Origin of the sequence: Paenibacillus sp. V4I5 (assembly GCF_030817255.1) — a bacterium.
In the GTDB taxonomy this organism is placed as follows: Bacteria; Bacillota; Bacilli; order Paenibacillales; family NBRC-103111; genus Paenibacillus_E.
The window spans coordinates 4,849,186-4,867,500 of record NZ_JAUSZB010000002.1; the positions used below are offsets into that span (position 1 = coordinate 4,849,186).

At 46.6% G+C, this 18,315-nt stretch carries 18 protein-coding genes and 1 rRNA gene (1 of these 19 only partly in view); all 19 read left to right on the plus strand.

Annotation, left to right across the window (positions count from 1 at the left end):
- Positions 1–27: 27 nt before the first annotated feature.
- On the plus strand, positions 28–1,980 hold the full coding sequence (ftsH, locus tag QFZ78_RS24105; protein ID WP_307551321.1) for an ATP-dependent zinc metalloprotease FtsH: 1,953 nt from the start codon (positions 28–30) through the stop codon (positions 1,978–1,980).
- A 212-nt stretch (positions 1,981–2,192) separates the two neighbouring features.
- Positions 2,193–3,131 (plus strand): quinolinate synthase NadA, encoded by a 939-nt coding sequence (gene nadA / locus QFZ78_RS24110; protein WP_047682971.1) that lies wholly within the window; start codon positions 2,193–2,195, stop codon positions 3,129–3,131.
- A 118-nt stretch (positions 3,132–3,249) separates the two neighbouring features.
- Complete coding sequence (gene nadB, locus QFZ78_RS24115) at positions 3,250–4,860, plus strand: L-aspartate oxidase (protein WP_307551323.1); 1,611 nt, start codon at positions 3,250–3,252, stop codon at positions 4,858–4,860.
- A 1-nt stretch (position 4,861) separates the two neighbouring features.
- On the plus strand, positions 4,862–5,731 hold the full coding sequence (nadC, locus tag QFZ78_RS24120) for a carboxylating nicotinate-nucleotide diphosphorylase (RefSeq protein ID WP_057303840.1): 870 nt from the start codon (positions 4,862–4,864) through the stop codon (positions 5,729–5,731).
- Positions 5,728–6,492 (plus strand): type III pantothenate kinase, encoded by a 765-nt coding sequence (locus QFZ78_RS24125; protein WP_307551326.1) that lies wholly within the window; start codon positions 5,728–5,730, stop codon positions 6,490–6,492. The genes nadC and QFZ78_RS24125 overlap by 4 nt, the downstream gene beginning before the upstream one ends.
- A 23-nt stretch (positions 6,493–6,515) precedes the next feature.
- Complete coding sequence (gene hslO, locus QFZ78_RS24130; protein WP_307551327.1) at positions 6,516–7,382, plus strand: Hsp33 family molecular chaperone HslO; 867 nt, start codon at positions 6,516–6,518, stop codon at positions 7,380–7,382.
- 36 nt (positions 7,383–7,418) lie between these two features.
- On the plus strand, positions 7,419–8,369 hold the full coding sequence (locus QFZ78_RS24135) for a peptidyl-prolyl cis-trans isomerase (protein WP_307551329.1): 951 nt from the start codon (positions 7,419–7,421) through the stop codon (positions 8,367–8,369).
- A gap of 113 nt (positions 8,370–8,482) precedes the next feature.
- Complete coding sequence (gene cysK, locus QFZ78_RS24140) at positions 8,483–9,424, plus strand: cysteine synthase A (RefSeq protein ID WP_261303583.1); 942 nt, start codon at positions 8,483–8,485, stop codon at positions 9,422–9,424.
- A gap of 116 nt (positions 9,425–9,540) precedes the next feature.
- Positions 9,541–11,100, plus strand: a complete 1,560-nt coding sequence (locus tag QFZ78_RS24145; protein ID WP_307551333.1) for an anthranilate synthase component I family protein — start codon at positions 9,541–9,543, stop codon at positions 11,098–11,100.
- A 33-nt stretch (positions 11,101–11,133) separates the two neighbouring features.
- The gene (gene pabA / locus QFZ78_RS24150; protein ID WP_307551335.1) at positions 11,134–11,715 is read left to right on the plus strand and encodes an aminodeoxychorismate/anthranilate synthase component II; all 582 of its coding nucleotides are present in this window, start codon (positions 11,134–11,136) and stop codon (positions 11,713–11,715) included.
- A 2-nt stretch (positions 11,716–11,717) separates the two neighbouring features.
- Positions 11,718–12,575, plus strand: coding sequence for an aminodeoxychorismate lyase (gene pabC / locus QFZ78_RS24155; protein WP_373461064.1), 858 nt, complete (start codon positions 11,718–11,720; stop codon positions 12,573–12,575).
- Between the two features lie 29 nt (positions 12,576–12,604).
- Complete coding sequence (gene folP / locus QFZ78_RS24160) at positions 12,605–13,429, plus strand: dihydropteroate synthase (RefSeq protein WP_307551337.1); 825 nt, start codon at positions 12,605–12,607, stop codon at positions 13,427–13,429.
- Between the two features lie 13 nt (positions 13,430–13,442).
- Positions 13,443–13,811 carry a dihydroneopterin aldolase gene (gene folB / locus QFZ78_RS24165; protein ID WP_307551339.1) on the plus strand — a complete coding sequence of 123 codons (369 nt, stop codon included), beginning with the start codon at positions 13,443–13,445 and terminating at the stop codon, positions 13,809–13,811.
- Positions 13,808–14,323 (plus strand): 2-amino-4-hydroxy-6-hydroxymethyldihydropteridine diphosphokinase, encoded by a 516-nt coding sequence (gene folK / locus QFZ78_RS24170; protein WP_307436240.1) that lies wholly within the window; start codon positions 13,808–13,810, stop codon positions 14,321–14,323. The genes folB and folK overlap by 4 nt, the downstream gene beginning before the upstream one ends.
- A complete protein-coding gene (locus QFZ78_RS24175; RefSeq protein WP_047682939.1) occupies positions 14,305–14,517 on the plus strand; it encodes a helix-turn-helix domain-containing protein in 213 nt (70 codons plus the stop codon). The genes folK and QFZ78_RS24175 overlap by 19 nt, the downstream gene beginning before the upstream one ends.
- Before the next feature lie 17 nt (positions 14,518–14,534).
- Complete coding sequence (gene dusB, locus QFZ78_RS24180; protein WP_307551340.1) at positions 14,535–15,551, plus strand: tRNA dihydrouridine synthase DusB; 1,017 nt, start codon at positions 14,535–14,537, stop codon at positions 15,549–15,551.
- A 221-nt stretch (positions 15,552–15,772) separates the two neighbouring features.
- Complete coding sequence (gene greA / locus QFZ78_RS24185; RefSeq protein ID WP_307551341.1) at positions 15,773–16,249, plus strand: transcription elongation factor GreA; 477 nt, start codon at positions 15,773–15,775, stop codon at positions 16,247–16,249.
- An 87-nt stretch (positions 16,250–16,336) separates the two neighbouring features.
- On the plus strand, positions 16,337–17,833 hold the full coding sequence (gene lysS / locus QFZ78_RS24190) for a lysine--tRNA ligase (protein WP_307551342.1): 1,497 nt from the start codon (positions 16,337–16,339) through the stop codon (positions 17,831–17,833).
- Positions 17,834–18,176: 343 nt separating this feature from the next.
- A 16S ribosomal RNA gene (locus QFZ78_RS24195) occupies positions 18,177–18,315 on the plus strand; it runs 1,405 nt beyond the window's last position.

Sequence of the window (18,315 nt, forward strand, 5' to 3'; positions counted from 1 at the left end):
CGTGTGCCGTTTGAGAGGAGGCTCGGGATGAATCGAATTATCCGGAATACCGGCTTTTATTTACTTATATTTTTGGTTACAGTAGGGATCGTCCATTTCATTAGTACCCAAAACGAGCAAAAGGAGTTAATTACTTACGATAAATTCCGCCAAGCGGTTGTTAACAAAAATGTGGAATCCGTGACCTTAAAGTTTGATGGGTACACATATTTGATTAAAGGTAAGTACATTAACCCACCAAGTGGTGCTGATAAGAAGAGCTTCGAAACCCATGCTCCGTTCGAGCCTATGGTCGTCCAGCTGATTGAAGCGAATGGCGTTCCATCCGAAACGTACGAGACTATGGAACGGGATAGCGTTTGGATTAGTTTCCTAACTTCCATCATCCCATTCGTCATTATCTTCATCTTGTTTTTCTTCCTGTTAAATCAGGCTCAAGGTGGCGGCGGCAAAGTGATGAACTTCGGCAAAAGCCGTGCCCGCTTATATAATGAGGAGAAAAAACGCGTCACATTTGAAGACGTGGCAGGTGCTGACGAAGAGAAGCAAGAATTGATCGAGGTTGTCGAATTCCTCAAAGATCCACGGAAATTCGCAGCTGTCGGTGCTAGAATTCCTAAAGGGGTTCTGCTCAATGGTCCTCCGGGAACCGGTAAAACCCTTCTTGCACGAGCTGTCGCTGGTGAAGCAGGCGTACCATTCTTCAGTATTTCAGGTTCTGACTTCGTTGAGATGTTCGTCGGTGTCGGTGCTTCCCGTGTTCGTGACTTGTTCGAGAACGCGAAGAAGAACTCACCTTGTATCATTTTTATCGATGAGATCGATGCTGTAGGTCGTCAACGTGGCGCTGGTTTAGGCGGCGGACATGACGAGCGCGAACAAACACTCAATCAATTGCTAGTAGAAATGGACGGATTTGGCGCGAACGAGGGTATCATTATCGTTGCAGCGACTAACCGCCCAGATATCCTTGACCCAGCCTTACTGCGTCCAGGTCGTTTCGACCGTCAAATCACGGTAGATCGTCCAGACATCAAAGGCCGCGAAGCTGTACTGAAAGTACATGCCCGCAACAAACCACTTGCCAAAGATGTGAAGCTGGACGCCCTGTCTCGCTACACAACTGGATTCACAGGTGCTGATCTAGAGAATCTATTGAACGAAGCAGCTTTGATTGCTGCCCGTCGTAACCGTAAAGATATTTCGATGGCTGAAGTCGAGGAAGCTTTTGACCGTATTATTGTTGGTACGCAGAAGAAAAGTCGGATTATCAGCGATACAGAGAAACGCATTGTTGCTTATCATGAAGCCGGACACGCGATCATTGGTTATTACGCCGAGAATGCTGATATGGTGCACAAAGTTACGATCGTTCCGCGCGGACGCGCTGGCGGTTATGTCATGATGCTGCCCAAAGAAGGCGAAGATCGCATGATGCAGACGAAGAACGAATTGCTGGATAAAGTAACAGGACTCCTGGGAGGCCGCGTTTCCGAAGAACTATTTATCGGAGAAATTGGCACTGGGGCTTATAGTGACTTCCAGAAAGCAACGGGTATTGTTCGTCGCATGATTATGGAATATGGTATGAGCGATAAGCTTGGACCGATGCAGTTCGGCAGCTCGCAAGGCCAAGTGTTCTTAGGCCGTGATATCGGACATGAGCAAAATTACAGTGATGCGATTGCTTATGAGATTGATCAAGAGATGCAAAACTTTATTCGCACTTGTTATGAGCGTGCTCGTGCGATGCTTACGGAGCATGCGGATCAGATTCATCTCGTAGCCAAAACGCTGCTTGAGAAAGAAACACTCGATAAAGACGAAATCATCGAGCTTCTAGAGAAAGGCAGATTGAATGCAAGCGCAGATGACGAAGAGGTCAAAGTGAACATTCAAGGGCAAAGCCAATCTAGCGAAAGCAACAAATTGGAGTTAAACAAAGATAAAGATTCTAATTCGGATCATTCCGAAGAGTAACAAGCAATAGCAACTCGTAAATCCGGTGTACACGTCAGGTGTACCCGGATTTTCTGGTTTTTTCGGCATATTTGCGCATTGACAGGGGATGTGAGAATGTGTAAATTAGTTGTAAATCTCTAATTTTATTACGATTAGATCATACTACAGTTAATCCTATTTTTAGATAGACAAGAAGTACATTATACGTCCCAGATTGGGGAGGAAGCACTATGGAAGCTTTAGCATTAGAACGCAAAGCGGAGCAGAACCGCGAACTGAAAGAACGGTTGCTGCAGCTAAAGAAAGAACGGAATGCTATTATTCTTGCTCATTATTATCAACGTGACGAAGTTCAAGAGGTTGCCGATTTCCGGGGGGATTCCTTTCTGCTTGCGCAGAAGGCAGCGCAAACCGATGCTGATGTGATTGTATTCTGTGGCGTACATTTCATGGGGGAAAGTGCTAAGATTCTTGCTCCTAACAAAACAGTCATTATTCCTGACGAACGCGCAGGCTGCCCGATGGCGGATATGGTGAATGTAGAAGGTCTTCGTGCTCTGAAACGCCAGCATCCTAACGCCAAAGTTGTTGCTTACATTAATACATCTGCTGATGTGAAATCAGAAACAGATATTTGCTGTACCTCGGCAAATGCCATCAATGTCATCAATTCCGTCGATTCAGATGAGATCATCTGGGTACCGGATAAAAATTTAGGTGACTATGTATCAAAATTCACAAGCAAAAAAGTGATCATCTGGGAAGGCTATTGCAATACGCATGATATGCTGACCGTTAAAGATGTGGAAGAAATGAGAGCCCAATACCCGAATGCTCAGTTCGTTGTTCATCCGGAGTGTCGTCCAGAAGTTGTTAAACTGGGAGATTTCGTCGGTAGTACGACAGCGATTATCAAATATTGCAAAGAGTCCGATTGCAAAGAGTTTATCGTTGGAACGGAAGATGGAACTGGATACCAGCTTCGTCTGGACAGTCCAGATAAACAGTTCCATTTTGCTACCAAATACTTGGTATGCCCGAATATGAAAGTAAACAATTTGAAGAAAATTGTGAAATGTCTTGAAACGATGCAGCCAGAGATTTATGTGCCAGAAGATGTAGCCGATAAAGCAAGATTGTCCTTAGAGCGCATGTTACAAGTAAAGTAGCATGCGCTACTCTCTTGTTTAATAGGTAGGGTACCCTCGCAAAGCATTCCGATATCGATTAATCCTTCGGATACGATTGCTTTGCGAGCTATTAATGGTGAAGAACAGGTGAAGCGGCATGATTCCTAGATACCTCGTAGATGTAGATTTAGATTCCATTCCTCATGTACATACAGATGTTATTGTGATTGGCGCGGGCATTGCAGGTTTATTCACTGCTCTTCGCGCTAGTGAAAATAAGAAAGTGCTGATGATTACGAAGAAATCGCTCCTCGACAGTAACACACGCTATGCGCAAGGAGGAATTGCTGCTGTTATTTCGGACGAGGATTCACCGGAATATCATATGCAGGATACCCTGATAGCAGGTGCCGGTTTATGTTCGCCGGAGGCCGTTGACGTCCTTGTTCATGAAGGTCCTAACGGCGTTCAGGACCTCATTCGGATGGGTACCCAGTTCGATCTTGAGAACGGGGAGTTTGCTTTGACCAAAGAGGGAGCGCATAGTCAACGTCGCATTTTGCATGCGCATGGCGACGCCACAGGCGCCGAAATTGTACGAGCTCTTTCGGAACGCACGAAGCAAGATCCGAATATTGAGATCTGGGACGATCACTTTGTGATCGACCTGATCACGCAGGATGGCGAGTGCTATGGCGCACTCGTACAGAAGCCTAGCGGCCAGCGGGTATTCGTCCGCGGCAATGCCACGATCCTATGCTCCGGCGGGGCAGGGCAATTGTTCCGGTACACCACAAATCCTGACATCGCCACTGGCGACGGAATAGCGATTGCTCATCGCGCGGGTGCGCAAATTCAAGACGTGGAATTTATTCAATTCCACCCTACAGCGCTTTGTTATCCTGGGGCTCCGCGATTCCTGATCTCGGAAGCGGTGCGCGGCGAGGGGGCTTATCTGCGCAATATCAAGGGGGAGCGTTTCATGGAACGTTACCATCCCCAGCTTGAGCTAGCGCCTAGGGATGTCGTGGCGCGTGCCATTGTCGACGAGATGGAGAATTGCAAATCGACCTTCGTCTATATTGACATAACGCACGAATCTGAAGAGTTAATTAAACATCGATTCCCGACGATATATGAATATTGCCTAAACTACGGTCTAGATATGAGTACCGACTGGATTCCTGTTGCTCCTGCAGCTCATTATATGATGGGCGGCGTCAAGACAGATCTCCACGGAGAAACGATCGTCCGCCGCCTTTTCGCTTGTGGCGAAGTGTCTTCTACAGGTGTACATGGCGCTAACCGATTAGCAAGTAACTCTTTATCTGAAGCTATTGTGTTCGGTAGAAGAATCATTGAACGAATTCAAGAGCTCGCTCCTTTAGAAGGTAATATTCAAATACGTGCTGAATCGAAAGCGCCAAGAACGGAAATTCCGAATCAAGCCGTTGTCGAGAAAAAGCTTAAGCTGCAAAAGGTTATGCTTCGTTACGCAGGACTGAAACGTTCAGCCAAAGGCTTGCAAAAAGGGTATGATGAATTGGCAAGACAACTTTCTATCTTCGGTTCTTTGATGACGAAACGTGAAGATTATGAGTTTGCTAATTTACTCAATTGTGCACTTCTAACGACAACTGCGGCTATAGCGCGGGAAGAAAGTCGTGGCGGTCATTACCGAGAAGATTTCCCTGAACGGGATGATCAAGCATGGAAGAAGCATATTGTTTTTAAGCGCGGGGAAGATAGCATTGAGGAGTGGATTTAACATGCTGGATTTAAATATGGAACTCATTCGTAAACATATTCGGCTTTGGCTGGAAGAGGACATTGGAACCGGCGATGTCACGACTCTGACAACGATCCCTTTGGAACATGCGTCCAAAGGGATTATCCACGTCAAAGAAGACGGAATTGTCTGTGGACTTCGAATCGCCCAAGAAGTTTTTGCTGTAGTCGATGCTTCTCTTCGTTTTGAAACAAAAGTAGTAGAAGGATCGTCTGTTTATAAAGGGACCATACTAGCTGAAGTGGAAGGCAATACGCGCAGTATTCTGCTAGGTGAACGTTTAAGTCTTAATTTGATGCAGCGATTATCAGGAATTGCGACCAAGACCCGTGAGTTTGTCGATGCTTTAGAAGGCGTGCCGACTAGACTTGTCGATACACGGAAGACGACTCCGGGACACAGATTGCTTGAAAAGTATGCTGTACGAGTGGGTGGCGGTCATAATCATCGATTCGGACTCTACGATGCTGTGATGATTAAAGATAATCATATTAAAGGTTCAGGCGGCATCACACAAGCTATACAAGCGGCTCGACAGCAGATCCCCCACACCATGAAGATTGAGGTGGAGGTCGAGAATTTTGACCAATTGCACGAAGCGTTAGCGGCTGGTGCGGATATCATCATGCTCGATAACATGATTCCTGCGAAGATGAAAGAAGCAGTTTCCATAATTAAAAGTAAAGCGCCGCATATTGTAGTAGAGGGCTCAGGTTCTGTGACACCTCAAACCATTAAAGCGATGGCAGAAACAGGCGTCGATGTGATCTCCGTTGGGCGCTTGACGTATTCGGTTGCAGCGCTTGATATCTCATTAGATCTGAATGAACAGAAGGAGACGGCGCTATGATTCTCGTTATCGATGTTGGGAATACGAACATTGTGCTCGGCCTCTATCAAGAGCGGACGCTCCTTCATCACTGGCGGGTTAGTACAAACCGTTCAGCGACAGTCGATGAGTATGGGATGCAGCTGCATAGCCTGTTTCAACACTCGGACATTTCATTTGCACAGGTGGAAGGAGTCATTGTCTCTTCCGTCGTCCCCCCGCTTATGAATGTAATGGAAAACCTTTGCTTACACTATTTGAAAAGGACGCCATTCATCGTTGGTCCTGGCATTAAGACAGGGCTGAACGTGCGTGTAGACAATCCCAAAGAGGTCGGCGCTGATCGCATTGTAAATGCTGTCGCGGCTCTTGAGCTGTACGGGGCACCTTGTATCATTGTTGATTTCGGGACGGCCACCACATACGACTACATCGATCCTTCCCAGCAGCTTGTCGGCTGTGCGATTGCACCAGGAATCGGGATCTCAACGGAAGCCTTATATCAGAAGGCGGCGAAGCTGCCGCGCATCGAGCTGGTCAAGCCGAAGAGCGTCGTTGGTCGTAATACCGTAGCCGCGATGCAGGCAGGGATTATTTTCGGCTATGTAGGCCAAGTTGATGGGATTGTCGAACGTGTCATTCAAGAATTTAATGTAAATCCAACAGTTATTGCTACAGGCGGTCTTGCAGAGTTGATTTCCAGTGAATCTCGTACCATTCAGATCGTCAATCCATTGCTAACACTGCAAGGTTTACAAATGATTTATGAGAAAAATGCATAAGCTGTTTAAGGAAAGGATTTAATATGGGTGATTATTTAATTCGAGGAACGGCGCTGGAAGGAAAAGTTCGCGCTTTTGCCGTGGAAACGACTGTCCTCACAGAAGAAATTAGTCAAAGACACCAAACAACACCAACAGCCACAGCCGCTTTAGGAAGAACGGCAGCAGCGGGACTTCTCATTGCAGCCATGCTCAAGGGTGAAGAGCATCTTATTGTTCAAGTTAAAGGCGATGGACCCATCGGTCAAATTGTAGTCGATGCTAATGCGAAGGGTGAGGTACGCGGCTATGTTGATAATCCGTTGGTTGATCCTCCCCTTAAAGAGGATGGCAAGCTAGATATTGCTGCTGCGGTGGGAACTGATGGATTTTTGTACATAACGAAAGATTTAGGTATGAAAGAGCCTTATAAAGGCAGTGTTCCGCTCGTTTCAGGAGAATTGGCTGAAGATTTCACCTATTATTTTGCCATGTCTGAACAAACGCCATCGGCTGTAGCTCTCGGGGTATTGGTCAATACCGATCACTCCATTCTTGCCTCAGGCGGATTCGTTATTCAATTGCTCCCAGGATTAACAAATGATGAAATTGGGGAGATTGAAGAGATGCTCGCTCGCATTCCTTCCTTCACCAGTATGCTCGGTGGGGGTTTGAATTTAGAGGAAATCCTTCAAACCGTACTCCCATCTTTCCAGAAGCTTGATCAAATGGATGTCATGTTCCGCTGTAAATGCAGTCGTGAAAGAGTTGAAACAACGCTTATTTCCTTAGGGAAGACAGAGCTGCAAGAAATTCTTGAAGATGAAGGGTTTGCTGAAGTCGTTTGTCATTTCTGCAATGAAGCTTATCGCTTTAACGAAGATGATTTGAAGCGGATGATTGAACTATAGAGCAAGCAGCATTATAGATGTAAAGAGGGAGTCAGGATGCAGAACGTGAAGCGATTGTGGGGAGTCATTATCGTGATGGCTGTAGGTAATCTCGTGCTCGCATCCTTGCTGGTCACCCATACCATAAACCAATCAGAACCAAGTCAACCACCAGAACCTGAGAAGCAGGGTGAGCAGAAGAATGATCGGGTAGTCGCCAAAGTTGGAAATCGTGAGATGACCATTCTGGAGCTTCAAACAGCTCTTGAACGTCATTATGGGGCAGAACTGCTGGGTCAAATGTTGGATCGTGAAGTGATACGTCTAGAAGGTAACGAGACGGGGATTTCGATTGGAAGCGCGGAGTTGAACCGTGAGTTGAAACGGATGCAGCAAGGTTATGAGAGTGAGCAACAATTTTATGCATCCATGCAAAATCAGTTAGGATTGTCAGAGCAAGAAATCAAGGAAGATGTAACCAATAAGCTGTTACTTGAGAAGCTCGCAACCAAACATATTCAGATAACGGATGCTCAGGTAGAAGACTATATGAAGACGCATGCCGATGAATTCAAGCAAGATACCGAATATAATATCCTTCAAATTATCGTGTCAACCAAGGATCAAGCGAATAAAGTCATTGCGGAGCTGGCGAAAGGAGAGAGTTTTGCGACTCTTGCCAGAGATCGTTCCCTAGATGATGCAACCAATAACACCGGCGGTGATTTGGGCTGGATTGAAGGAGACGATCCCTTTGTTGCTGCTCCCGTTCTTGAAGCGGCGAAATTGCTGAAGGTTGAAGAAGTAAGTAAGCCAGTCCCTCTGCCACAAGGATTCGCGATTGTGAAGCTGATAAATCGGCGAGAGAAAGTAAATCCAGATCTTGTTTTCGTTCGAGAAAATGTGCGGAGAGAGCTAGCGCTTCGGGAAGCGCCACCTCTTAAGGATTATGTGCAGCAGCTTCGAGGGAAATGGAAGGTTAGCATTCTTGACCCTCAATTGCGTTGACATTCTGTGAAAATATGGTTGACAACCAGTAAGTGCATTGATAAGATGAATGTATTAATACCGACTAGTTAACTCGGAAATCATTGATTATTCAACCTGGAGGGGAAAAAAGTATGGCAAGATTAGTACAAAGCATTACAGATTTGATTGGCGATACACCACTTGTTCGTTTAAACCGCGTTGTTCCGGAAGGAAGCGCAGAGATTTATGTGAAACTCGAGTACCAAAATCCAGGTGCCAGCGTAAAAGACCGTATTGCTATCTCCATGATCGAAGTGGCTGAGCAAGAAGGTAAATTGAAGCCAGGCGATACGATTATTGAGCCAACTAGCGGTAACACAGGAATCGGAATAGCTTTAGTAGCAGCTGCAAAAGGATATAAGGCGATTCTGGTTATGCCGGAAACGATGTCTTTGGAAAGACGCAACCTGCTTCGCGCCTATGGAGCTCAGCTGGTTCTGACGCCAGGAGCAGAAGGAATGAAAGGCGCGATCAAACGTGCTGAGGAGCTTCAAGCAGAGAATCCTTCCTATTTCATCCCGCAACAATTCAAAAACCTAGCAAACGTGAAGGTTCACCGTGAAACAACAGGTCCGGAAATCGTTGAAGCCATTAATGCTCATGATGGCAAATTGGACGCTTTTATTTCGGGTATCGGTACGGGCGGAACTATTACAGGCGCAGGTGGCGTACTGAAAGAAAACTTCCCGAACATCAAGATTTATGCCATTGAACCTGCTGCATCCCCGGTACTTTCCGGCGGCAAGCCAGGTCCTCATAAAATTCAAGGGATCGGCGCAGGCTTTGTTCCAGACATTCTGAACACAAGCATCTACGACGAAATTATTGCCGTTGAAAACGAAGATGCTTTCGAAACTTCACGCCGTGTAGCCAAAGAAGAAGGTATCCTTGGTGGTATCTCCTCAGGTGCAGCGATTTTTGCAGCGCTTAAAGTTGCTAAAGAACTTGGCGCAGGCAAACGTGTAGTTGCTGTGATTCCAAGTAACGGTGAGCGTTACCTTTCTACGCCACTGTATCAATTCGAAGAGCAATAAGATTACTTGCTACGAACGAGCCTCCAGCTGCTGCAGCTGGGGGCTTTTTTTCTGTGAAAGGTTGGAGTATACTAATGGACAACTAATCATCGGATGTCACAGGAAGGAGGGATAGTATGATCCTAACAACAGTAGAGCAATGGCGTAATTGGTCCTCCACGTATACGATGCTGCCTTATGTCATTAAACTGGGACTTGCCGACGACCGGATCGCTTCTTGGCAAGAAGCGTGGAAAGAAGCCGCACCTGATTCCTTTGTTCTAGAAAGCGGCAAAGGGGGGCGTTACACGTGCTTCGGTTTACAGCCGTTTTCTACCGTTCATGGATACGGTTTGGATGCGGAAATGACGATGATCAATAAAAGTCATATCAGCAAGCCGGAAGTATCGCGTCTGCATGGTAAGCCGCTCGATATTGTGAAGCAATGGATGTCAGCTTATCATAGCCCTAAAGTCGAAGGGGCCCCTAAGTTTCTTGGCGGCTGTGTAGGTTATTGGAGCTATGACGTGATTCGCACCATTGAGAAACTCCAGGAGCAAGCGGCAAATGACTTGCCGATTCCGGATTATAGCTTCGCTATGTATGATCAAGTTTGGACCTTGGATCATATCGATAAGAGCCTGTACATTGCGGTGCATATGCCGCTTGGGCAGAGCCGAGCAGCCGATGACACTTATCTCCGGCAGCTTTACGCACAGGCGCACGCTGAGGCCGAGGCGATGCTCACTCGCTGGCATGCGATCCGTTCCAGCAGCTGGTCAGGCTCGCACCTGGGCGGTACGAAGCAACCGGCGATCGCGCGTGAGCAGCTGCACATCGACGTCGAGAACATCGCAGGCATTCAGCCTGCCTTCGGCAAAGCCGATTACATCGCGGCGGTGCAGCGCATCCAAGCCTACATCTCCCAAGGTGACGTGTTCCAAGTCAACTTGTCCGTTAGACAGAGCCGGCAGCTGCGCACGACGCCGGAGGAGATCTACGAGGCGCTGCGCATCGTCAATCCCTCGCCTTACATGGGCTTGCTGCGCTTCGCAGGCTTCGCCCTCGTCTCCGGCTCGCCGGAGCTGCTCGTGCAGCTTGAGGACGGTATCCTGCGGACGCGTCCTATCGCTGGCACGCGCCCGCGCGGCAAGGACGAGCAGGATGACCTGCGCCTAGCCGGCGAGCTCATCGACAACGACAAAGAGCGTGCCGAGCACGTCATGCTGGTCGATCTCGAGCGCAACGATCTTGGCCGCATCTCGAAGTATGGCTCCGTCCATGTGAAAGACTTCATGGTCATCGAATACTACTCCCATGTGATGCATATCGTCTCGGAAGTCGTCGGCGAGCTCGCAGAGGGGAAGGACGCCTATGATGTCATTGCGGCGACCTTCCCTGGAGGCACGATCACAGGCGCTCCAAAGATTCGCACCATGGAAATTATTGAAGAATTAGAGCCGGTTCGCCGCGGACCCTATACAGGATCCATGGGGTGGATTGACTATAATGGAAATATGGAATTTAATATTATTATACGGACGCTTGTAGCCGTTCAAGGGATGGGTCATATTCAAGCAGGGGCTGGTATCGTTATTGATTCCATACCTGAACGTGAGTACATTGAATCCTTGAATAAAGCCAAAGCGATGTGGAAAGCCATAGAATATAGCGAGCGGAGCATGAGCCGAGCTTAAGCCCTAGCAGGGCTGACGAAAGGGGAGCTTAGAATGATTTTAGTGATTGATAATTATGATTCGTTTACGTACAACCTCGTCCAATATTTGGGGGAGATCGGTGAAGAAGTCATCGTTCATCGCAATGACGAAATTGATTTAGCTGGCGTTGAGGCTCTAGCACCGGATCATATTTTAATATCTCCGGGTCCTTGCACACCGAATGAAGCCGGAATTAGCTTATCACTTATCGACCATTTCAAGGGTAAAATCCCCATCTTCGGCGTCTGTCTAGGCCATCAATCCATTGGTCAAGCTTTTGGCGGCGATGTCATTCGCGCAGAGCGCTTAATGCACGGTAAAACCTCAGAGATTTTCCATGATGGTAAAACCTTGTTCGAAGGGCTACCATCCCCTTTTGTAGCGACTCGGTATCATTCCTTAATCGTCAAAACCGAGACGCTGCCTGATTGCTTAGAAGTAAGTGCACGCACTGCAGAGGGTGAAATTATGGCATTACGCCATAAGGAATATGCGATTGAAGGTGTGCAGTTCCACCCAGAATCGATCATTACTCAGCACGGTCATCAGATCCTACGGAATTTTCTTCGCCGCACGGCCAAAGCAGGAGTTTAATTATGATTATTAGCGTCAATGGGATTCTAACGGATGATAAGGAAGCTGTGGTCTCGGTTTACGATCACGGCTTTCTTTACGGCCTCGGCCTTTTTGAGACATTTCGCACCTATAAGAAAGAACCGTTCCTGCTGCCCGAGCATCTTAGGCGTCTCATAGAGGGCTGCCGTGAGCTTGGGATTGGCTATGAGCCAGACCTTGCGCACATTCAGCGTCTGATTGATGAGCTGCTTAAAGCCAATAACCTCGAGGATGCGTATATCCGCTACTCCGTATCGGCCGGAATTGATATTCTTGGGCTGCCATCAGGCGTCTATCAAAATCCGACAGAGATCATTTACATCAAGCCGCTTACACCAAGGGACGAGAAGATCTATACACAGGGCAAAGCGCTGCAGCTGCTGAAGCTGCCTCGTAATACACCGGAGGGTCTATACCGATTCAAGTCCTTTCACTATATGAACAATATCTTGGCCAAAAGAGAATTACAGCAGTATGCCTGGGCAGTTGGTGCAGAAGGCCTGATGCTGACCGAAGAAGGCTACGTAGCTGAAGGCATCGTGAGCAACATCTTTTTCATAAAGGATAAAGCCTGTTATACGCCATCACTGGATACAGGCATCTTACCAGGCATCACAAGGGCTTATGTGTTACAGCTGGCACAGCAGCAGCAAATTCCAACGCAGGGTGGCCTCTACAGATGGGAAGATCTCATGGAAGCCGATGAGGTTTTTCTCGTTAATTCCATACAAGAGATCGTACCCATTACGACTTTGTTCACACCCAGTGGACAATCTCACGCCGTTGGAAGTGGCATTGTAGGTCCGATAACCCGCCAACTTAGCGAGCTTTATAACTAACATCTGATAACAACAGGAAGTGAACGGTAATGAAAGTGTTATCCTGTAGAGGACATGAGCTGCCCATTGGTGATCGAACGATCATTATGGGCATATTAAACGTAACCCCGGACTCCTTCTCGGACGGCGGGAATTACGTAAGGGTAGAGGACGCGGTACGCAGAGCTCGCCAAATGGTGGCTGAAGGTGCTGATATCATTGATATCGGGGGAGAATCGACCCGACCGGGCTTTGCCAAGGTCACACAAGAAGAAGAACTGCAAAGGGTTATTCCGGTCATTGAGGCAATAAGTAAGGAAGTAAAAATTCCTATTTCTATAGATACTTACAAAGCGGAGGTCGCGAAGCAAGCATTAGAAGCGGGGGCGCATATCATCAATGATGTTTGGGGCGGCCAAGCCGACGTTCGAATGGCAGAAGTAGCGGCCAGTTACGATTGTCCATTTATCATTACGCATAACCGTGTGAACCCGACTTACTCCGATTTTCTCCGTGAAGTTACTACCGACTTACAGCTCTATGCGAATCAAGCCAGAGAAGTAGGCGTTCGGGAAGAGCGTATTATTCTAGACCCAGGCATCGGATTTGCTAAGACTTACGAGCAGAACTTGTTCCTCATGAACCATCTACGTACGATCGTAGACATCGGATATCCTGTCCTTTTAGGGACATCTCGTAAAAGCGTCATTGGCCTAACACTCAATTTGCCTCCTGAGGAACGTCTGGAAGGAACAGCATCAACCGTAGTGCTTGGAATTGCCCAAGGCTGTGGGTTGATCAGAGTACACGATATTCAAGCGATGAAGCATTTAACGGTTATGACCGATGCCATCATTCGTTCGCAGTTAACCTAAGGAGGCTCTTACATTGGATAAAATAACACTCTCCCGCATGCAGTTCTTTGGTAATCATGGTGTTTTTCCGGAAGAGAATAAGCTTGGTCAACGCTTTTATGTAGATGTAGAGCTTATACTTCCGCTGGACAAGCCGGGCAAGTCGGATCATCTGGATGATACGGTTAATTACGGGGAAGTATTTTTCAAAGTCAAAGAGGTTGTGGAAGGTCGTACTTACAAATTAATTGAGGCTTTAGCAGAAAATATTGCATCCGAGCTGCTGCATACTTATACTAGTATCAATGCAGTGACGGTTCGCGTCATTAAGCCGCATCCGCCCTTTGCCGTATTTTTTGACGGGGTAACTGTAGAGATTAACCGAAAGCGGGCAAATGAATGACAGCCGAAGAACGAGAACAAGGCACGATAGCTTATGTCGCATTGGGATCCAATATAGATGATCGTGAACACTATTTGCAGGATGCGATTACAGCGCTGAATCAGGAATCGGGCATAACGGTGACTGGATTATCCAGCATTTACGAAACCGAACCGGTTGGCTATGTTGATCAATCTGCTTTTCTTAATATGGTTATTCAAATCATCACCGTTTTACCTGCAGAAGAGTTGTTGTTCACTATGCTTGCCATCGAGAAAAGACTGGGTCGAACGCGCGACTTGCGCTGGGGCCCGAGAACGATCGACTTGGATTTACTCCTTTACGGCGACCATCAGCTTACAACCCCCGACTTGATCATTCCGCATCCGCGGATGCATGAGCGGGCTTTTGTATTAGTTCCTCTCACTGAGGTTCTCTACAAGCGACAAGATGCTGCATTTGAATTCATCTCCGCGCATTTGGAGAAACTGGAAGGAAAGGAAGGCGTCATCCTATGGAAAAAAGCTCAGTAGCTCAGCGTATACGCGCTTTTCGTAAGTTAAAAGGGTACACTCAGAACGAATTAGCTGATTTACTTGGTGTGTCTATTGCCATCTTAGGTGCTATTGAAAGAGGTACGCGTAAACCGGATACCAAAATAATAAATAAAATCTCGCAAGTTTTAAATATTGAACCGGATGAGTTAGTCGCAACGGTTGCGAGATGAGAGGAGTGGAATCTTCGGTGCTGAAAATAGGAAATGTCGAAGCTCCCAATAAAGTCGTGCTTGCCCCAATGGCGGGCGTTTGTAACCCTGCGTTCCGACTCATTGCCAAAGAATTTGGTACAGGTTTAGTCTGTGCAGAAATGGTTAGTGATAAAGCCATTGTTCACGGGAATTCCCGTTCGATGGAGATGCTTTATGTTGATGATCGAGAAAAACCGTTAAGTCTGCAAATCTTTGGTGGCGATACCGAGACGCTTGTGCAAGCGGCTAGAATCGTTGACCAACAGACGAATGCAGACATTATTGATATAAATATGGGTTGTCCAGTCCCGAAAATCACAAAGTGTGACGCGGGTGCAAGATGGCTGCTCCAACCTGAGAAAATCGAAGAAATGATCGCGACCGTTGTTGCGGCAGTAAGCAAACCAGTAACTGTGAAGATGCGTATCGGTTGGGATTCCGAACACATTTATGCCATAGAAAATGCTAAAGCTGTCGAAAGAGGCGGCGGCAGTGCAGTGAGCGTCCACGGTCGTACACGTGAGCAGCTGTATACAGGTAAAGCGGATTGGGATATCATTCGTGATGTTAAGCAAGCTCTGTCGATTCCCGTTATCGGGAACGGTGATGTTGTGACACCTGAGGATGCAAAGCGCATGTTAGACCATACGGGTGTAGATGGCGTGATGATTGGGCGCGGCGCATTAGGCAACCCTTGGATGCTTTACCGTACCGTACAATACCTTGCCAATGGTGAATTGCCGCCTGAGCCGACACCGGAAGAGAAGATCCGTATCGCGATATTACACATGGACCGTCTTATTGCTCTTAAGGGTGAGCATGTTGCTGTGAAAGAGATGCGCAAACATTTGGCATGGTACCTCAAGGGTATGACAGGGGCGGCTCGTGTGAAGGATGCACTTATGGAGATGTTGAAGCGTGATGAAATGGTGCGAGCTTTGAATGATTATGTCGAGCATCTATATACGCATTCATCATCAACTACGATTGAAGAATCAGCTGTACTTCAATAAAAAATGCAGCTATGGTTGAGATTGACATTTTGAAACCGTTGCAATATAATCAGTCAATATTAATGTGTTCCTGCATATATTGAAAGACAAACGAGCAACTAACTTATTTAAGAAACGTGAATTCATACTACTTGAATCAGCTCTTTTAAGACCCAACTCCTAGCAGGAAGCATCGATTCAACGATATGAAAATCTTTCACATGACGGGAGATCAGTTGGAAATGGCTGAAAAAGAGGTCATTCTTACACCAGAAGGTTTAAGAAAGCTCGAAGATGAGCTTGAGCATCTGAAATCAGTAAAGCGCCGGGAAGTGGCTGAGAGAATCAAGGTTGCCATCGGATATGGCGATATCAGTGAGAACTCAGAATACGAAGACGCGAAGAACGAACAAGCTTTTATTGAAGGCAGAATCATTACATTAGAAAAATTGCTGCGCAATGCGCGTATAATTAATAACGATGATGTCGATACCAACACCGTGAGTGTTGGCTCAATCGTAACGCTGAAGGATTTGGAATTCGGCGATTTGGTTGAGTATAACATCGTAGGTACGGCGGAATCCGATCCGTTGATGAATAAGATTTCCAATGAAAGCCCTGTAGGTAGAGCTATTCTAGGTAAACAAAGGGGCGCGAACGTAGACGTTATCGTTCCTGCTGGCGTCATTCAGTATCAAATTATTGATATTAAAAAGTAGCGTGCAGCCGCATTCCTTTGGAAAGCTTCCTTTCGGAAGCTTTTTTCCGGTTTTAGCACCCTTTACTAATAAGTAGGAGATGAAAGCATGAGCCAGGAATTGGAATTGAACGAATTGCTCGTCATTCGCCGTAATAAATTGGACGAGCTTCGCGGTCTGGGAGTCGATCCGTTTGGCAGCAAGTACGTAAGGACGCATTCAACCAAAGAAATCCTTACAGCTTACCAAGATAAAACCAAAGAAGAGTTGGATGCTGAGCACCATGAGGTCAGTATCGCCGGACGAATTATGCAAAAAAGAGGCATGGGTAAAGCCAGCTTCGCACATCTTCAAGACATTACAGGCAAAATTCAAATCTATGTGCGTGAAGATGCACTAGACGCAAACAAATACCAAGCCTTTGATCTTCTGGATCTAGGCGATATGGTTGGGGTTCAGGGTGTTGTTTTCAAAACAAAAACCGGTGAAACTTCTATTAAAGTGAAATCGCTTGAGGTTTTGACTAAATCCTTGCTTCCGCTGCCGGATAAATTCCATGGTCTTAGTGATGTAGAGCTGCGTTATCGTCAACGTTATGTTGATTTGATTATGAATCAAGATGTGCAGCAAACATTTATTCTTCGTTCCCGTATTATTCAGTCGATGCGTCGCTACTTGGACTCTCTGGGCTATTTAGAAGTGGAGACACCAACGCTGCACTCCGTTGCAGGTGGAGCGTCAGCGCGCCCTTTTAATACGCACCATAATGCATTAGATATGCAGTTGCATATGCGTATTGCGATTGAACTTCATCTGAAGCGACTGATTGTTGGTGGATTAGAGAAAGTTTACGAAATTGGACGGGTTTACCGTAATGAAGGTATCTCCACGCGCCACAATCCAGAGTTTACGATGATTGAGCTTTATGAGGCTTATGCTGACTATAAAGACATCATGAAGCTTACGGAGGAGCTTATTGCACATATTGCGCAAGAGGTTCTTGGTGGTACAACGGTTCCATATGGCGATCACGAGGTTAATCTAGCTGTTGGCTGGAGACGTGTATCCATGGTGGATGCCATTAAAGAAGTTAAAGGTGTGGACTTTAGCGTTCACATGTCGAACGAGGAAGCTCATCGCTTGGCCAAAGAGCATCATGTAGAAGTTGAGCCTCATATGACATTCGGTCATATCGTGAATCAATTCTTCGAGACTTTTGTTGAAGAGACTTTAATTCAACCTACCTTTATTTACGGACACCCTTTAGAAATTTCACCGCTTGCCAAAAAGAACCCCGAAGATCCGCGCTTCACGGATCGCTTCGAACTCTTTATCGTAGCGCGTGAGCATGCCAATGCATTTACGGAGCTTAACGATCCTATCGATCAAAGAGAGCGTTTTGAGGCTCAGCTTCGTGAGAAAGAGCAAGGCAATGACGAAGCACATGAGATGGATGAGGACTTCATCCGGGCGCTTGAATACGGCATGCCTCCAACGGGTGGTCTAGGGATCGGAATTGACCGTTTGGTTATGCTATTGACGAATGCACCGTCCATTCGTGATGTACTACTGTTTCCGCTTATGCGTGAACGTCAAGGTGAATAATGAGCTTGCGTTTCGAGGCACCAATCGGTGTCTCGAAACTTTTTAAAATAGTACTTGCAATGTTCATGGCGTCTGTGGTATCTTATAAAAGTTGCCGCTGAGACAACAAAGAACTTAACAAAAACAACTTACAAAAATAAGTTGCAAAGTAATTCTCGGTATGGTATATTGGTCTTCCGGCTTTCGAAAGAGAGCAGGTTGAATAAGAGAAATTGATCTTTGAAAACTGAACAACGAGTGAGTAAGCACGAACGAGAAATCGTTCAAAAAGAGATTGCAAAATCTCGCTAGCAAGTCAATGAGCATTTCAGCTTTCAGATATACGGACAAGCAATTGTCCACTATTATGGAGAGTTTGATCCTGGCTCAGGACGAACGCTGGCGGCGTGCCTAATACATGCAAGTCGAGCGGACTTATCCTTCGGGATAAGTTAGCGGCGGACGGGTGAGTAACACGTAGGTAACCTGCCTATAAGATCGGG

What these genes read in the sequence shown, in the direction of transcription:
- QFZ78_RS24125 (WP_307551326.1), top strand. Translation starts at nt 5,728, where the DNA reads ATGATTCTCGTTATCGATGTTGGGAATACGAACATTGTGCTCGGCCTC.
- nadB (WP_307551323.1), top strand. Translation starts at nt 3,250, where the DNA reads ATGATTCCTAGATACCTCGTAGATGTAGATTTAGATTCCATTCCTCAT.
- greA (WP_307551341.1), top strand. Translation starts at nt 15,773, where the DNA reads ATGGCTGAAAAAGAGGTCATTCTTACACCAGAAGGTTTAAGAAAGCTC.
- lysS (WP_307551342.1), top strand. Translation starts at nt 16,337, where the DNA reads ATGAGCCAGGAATTGGAATTGAACGAATTGCTCGTCATTCGCCGTAAT.
- ftsH (WP_307551321.1), top strand. Translation starts at nt 28, where the DNA reads ATGAATCGAATTATCCGGAATACCGGCTTTTATTTACTTATATTTTTG.
- hslO (WP_307551327.1), top strand. Translation starts at nt 6,516, where the DNA reads ATGGGTGATTATTTAATTCGAGGAACGGCGCTGGAAGGAAAAGTTCGC.
- cysK (WP_261303583.1), top strand. Translation starts at nt 8,483, where the DNA reads ATGGCAAGATTAGTACAAAGCATTACAGATTTGATTGGCGATACACCA.
- QFZ78_RS24145 (WP_307551333.1), top strand. Translation starts at nt 9,541, where the DNA reads ATGATCCTAACAACAGTAGAGCAATGGCGTAATTGGTCCTCCACGTAT.
- nadC (WP_057303840.1), top strand. Translation starts at nt 4,862, where the DNA reads ATGCTGGATTTAAATATGGAACTCATTCGTAAACATATTCGGCTTTGG.
- folK (WP_307436240.1), top strand. Translation starts at nt 13,808, where the DNA reads ATGACAGCCGAAGAACGAGAACAAGGCACGATAGCTTATGTCGCATTG.
- QFZ78_RS24175 (WP_047682939.1), top strand. Translation starts at nt 14,305, where the DNA reads ATGGAAAAAAGCTCAGTAGCTCAGCGTATACGCGCTTTTCGTAAGTTA.
- nadA (WP_047682971.1), top strand. Translation starts at nt 2,193, where the DNA reads ATGGAAGCTTTAGCATTAGAACGCAAAGCGGAGCAGAACCGCGAACTG.
- folP (WP_307551337.1), top strand. Translation starts at nt 12,605, where the DNA reads ATGAAAGTGTTATCCTGTAGAGGACATGAGCTGCCCATTGGTGATCGA.
- pabA (WP_307551335.1), top strand. Translation starts at nt 11,134, where the DNA reads ATGATTTTAGTGATTGATAATTATGATTCGTTTACGTACAACCTCGTC.
- QFZ78_RS24135 (WP_307551329.1), top strand. Translation starts at nt 7,419, where the DNA reads ATGCAGAACGTGAAGCGATTGTGGGGAGTCATTATCGTGATGGCTGTA.
- pabC (WP_373461064.1), top strand. Translation starts at nt 11,718, where the DNA reads ATGATTATTAGCGTCAATGGGATTCTAACGGATGATAAGGAAGCTGTG.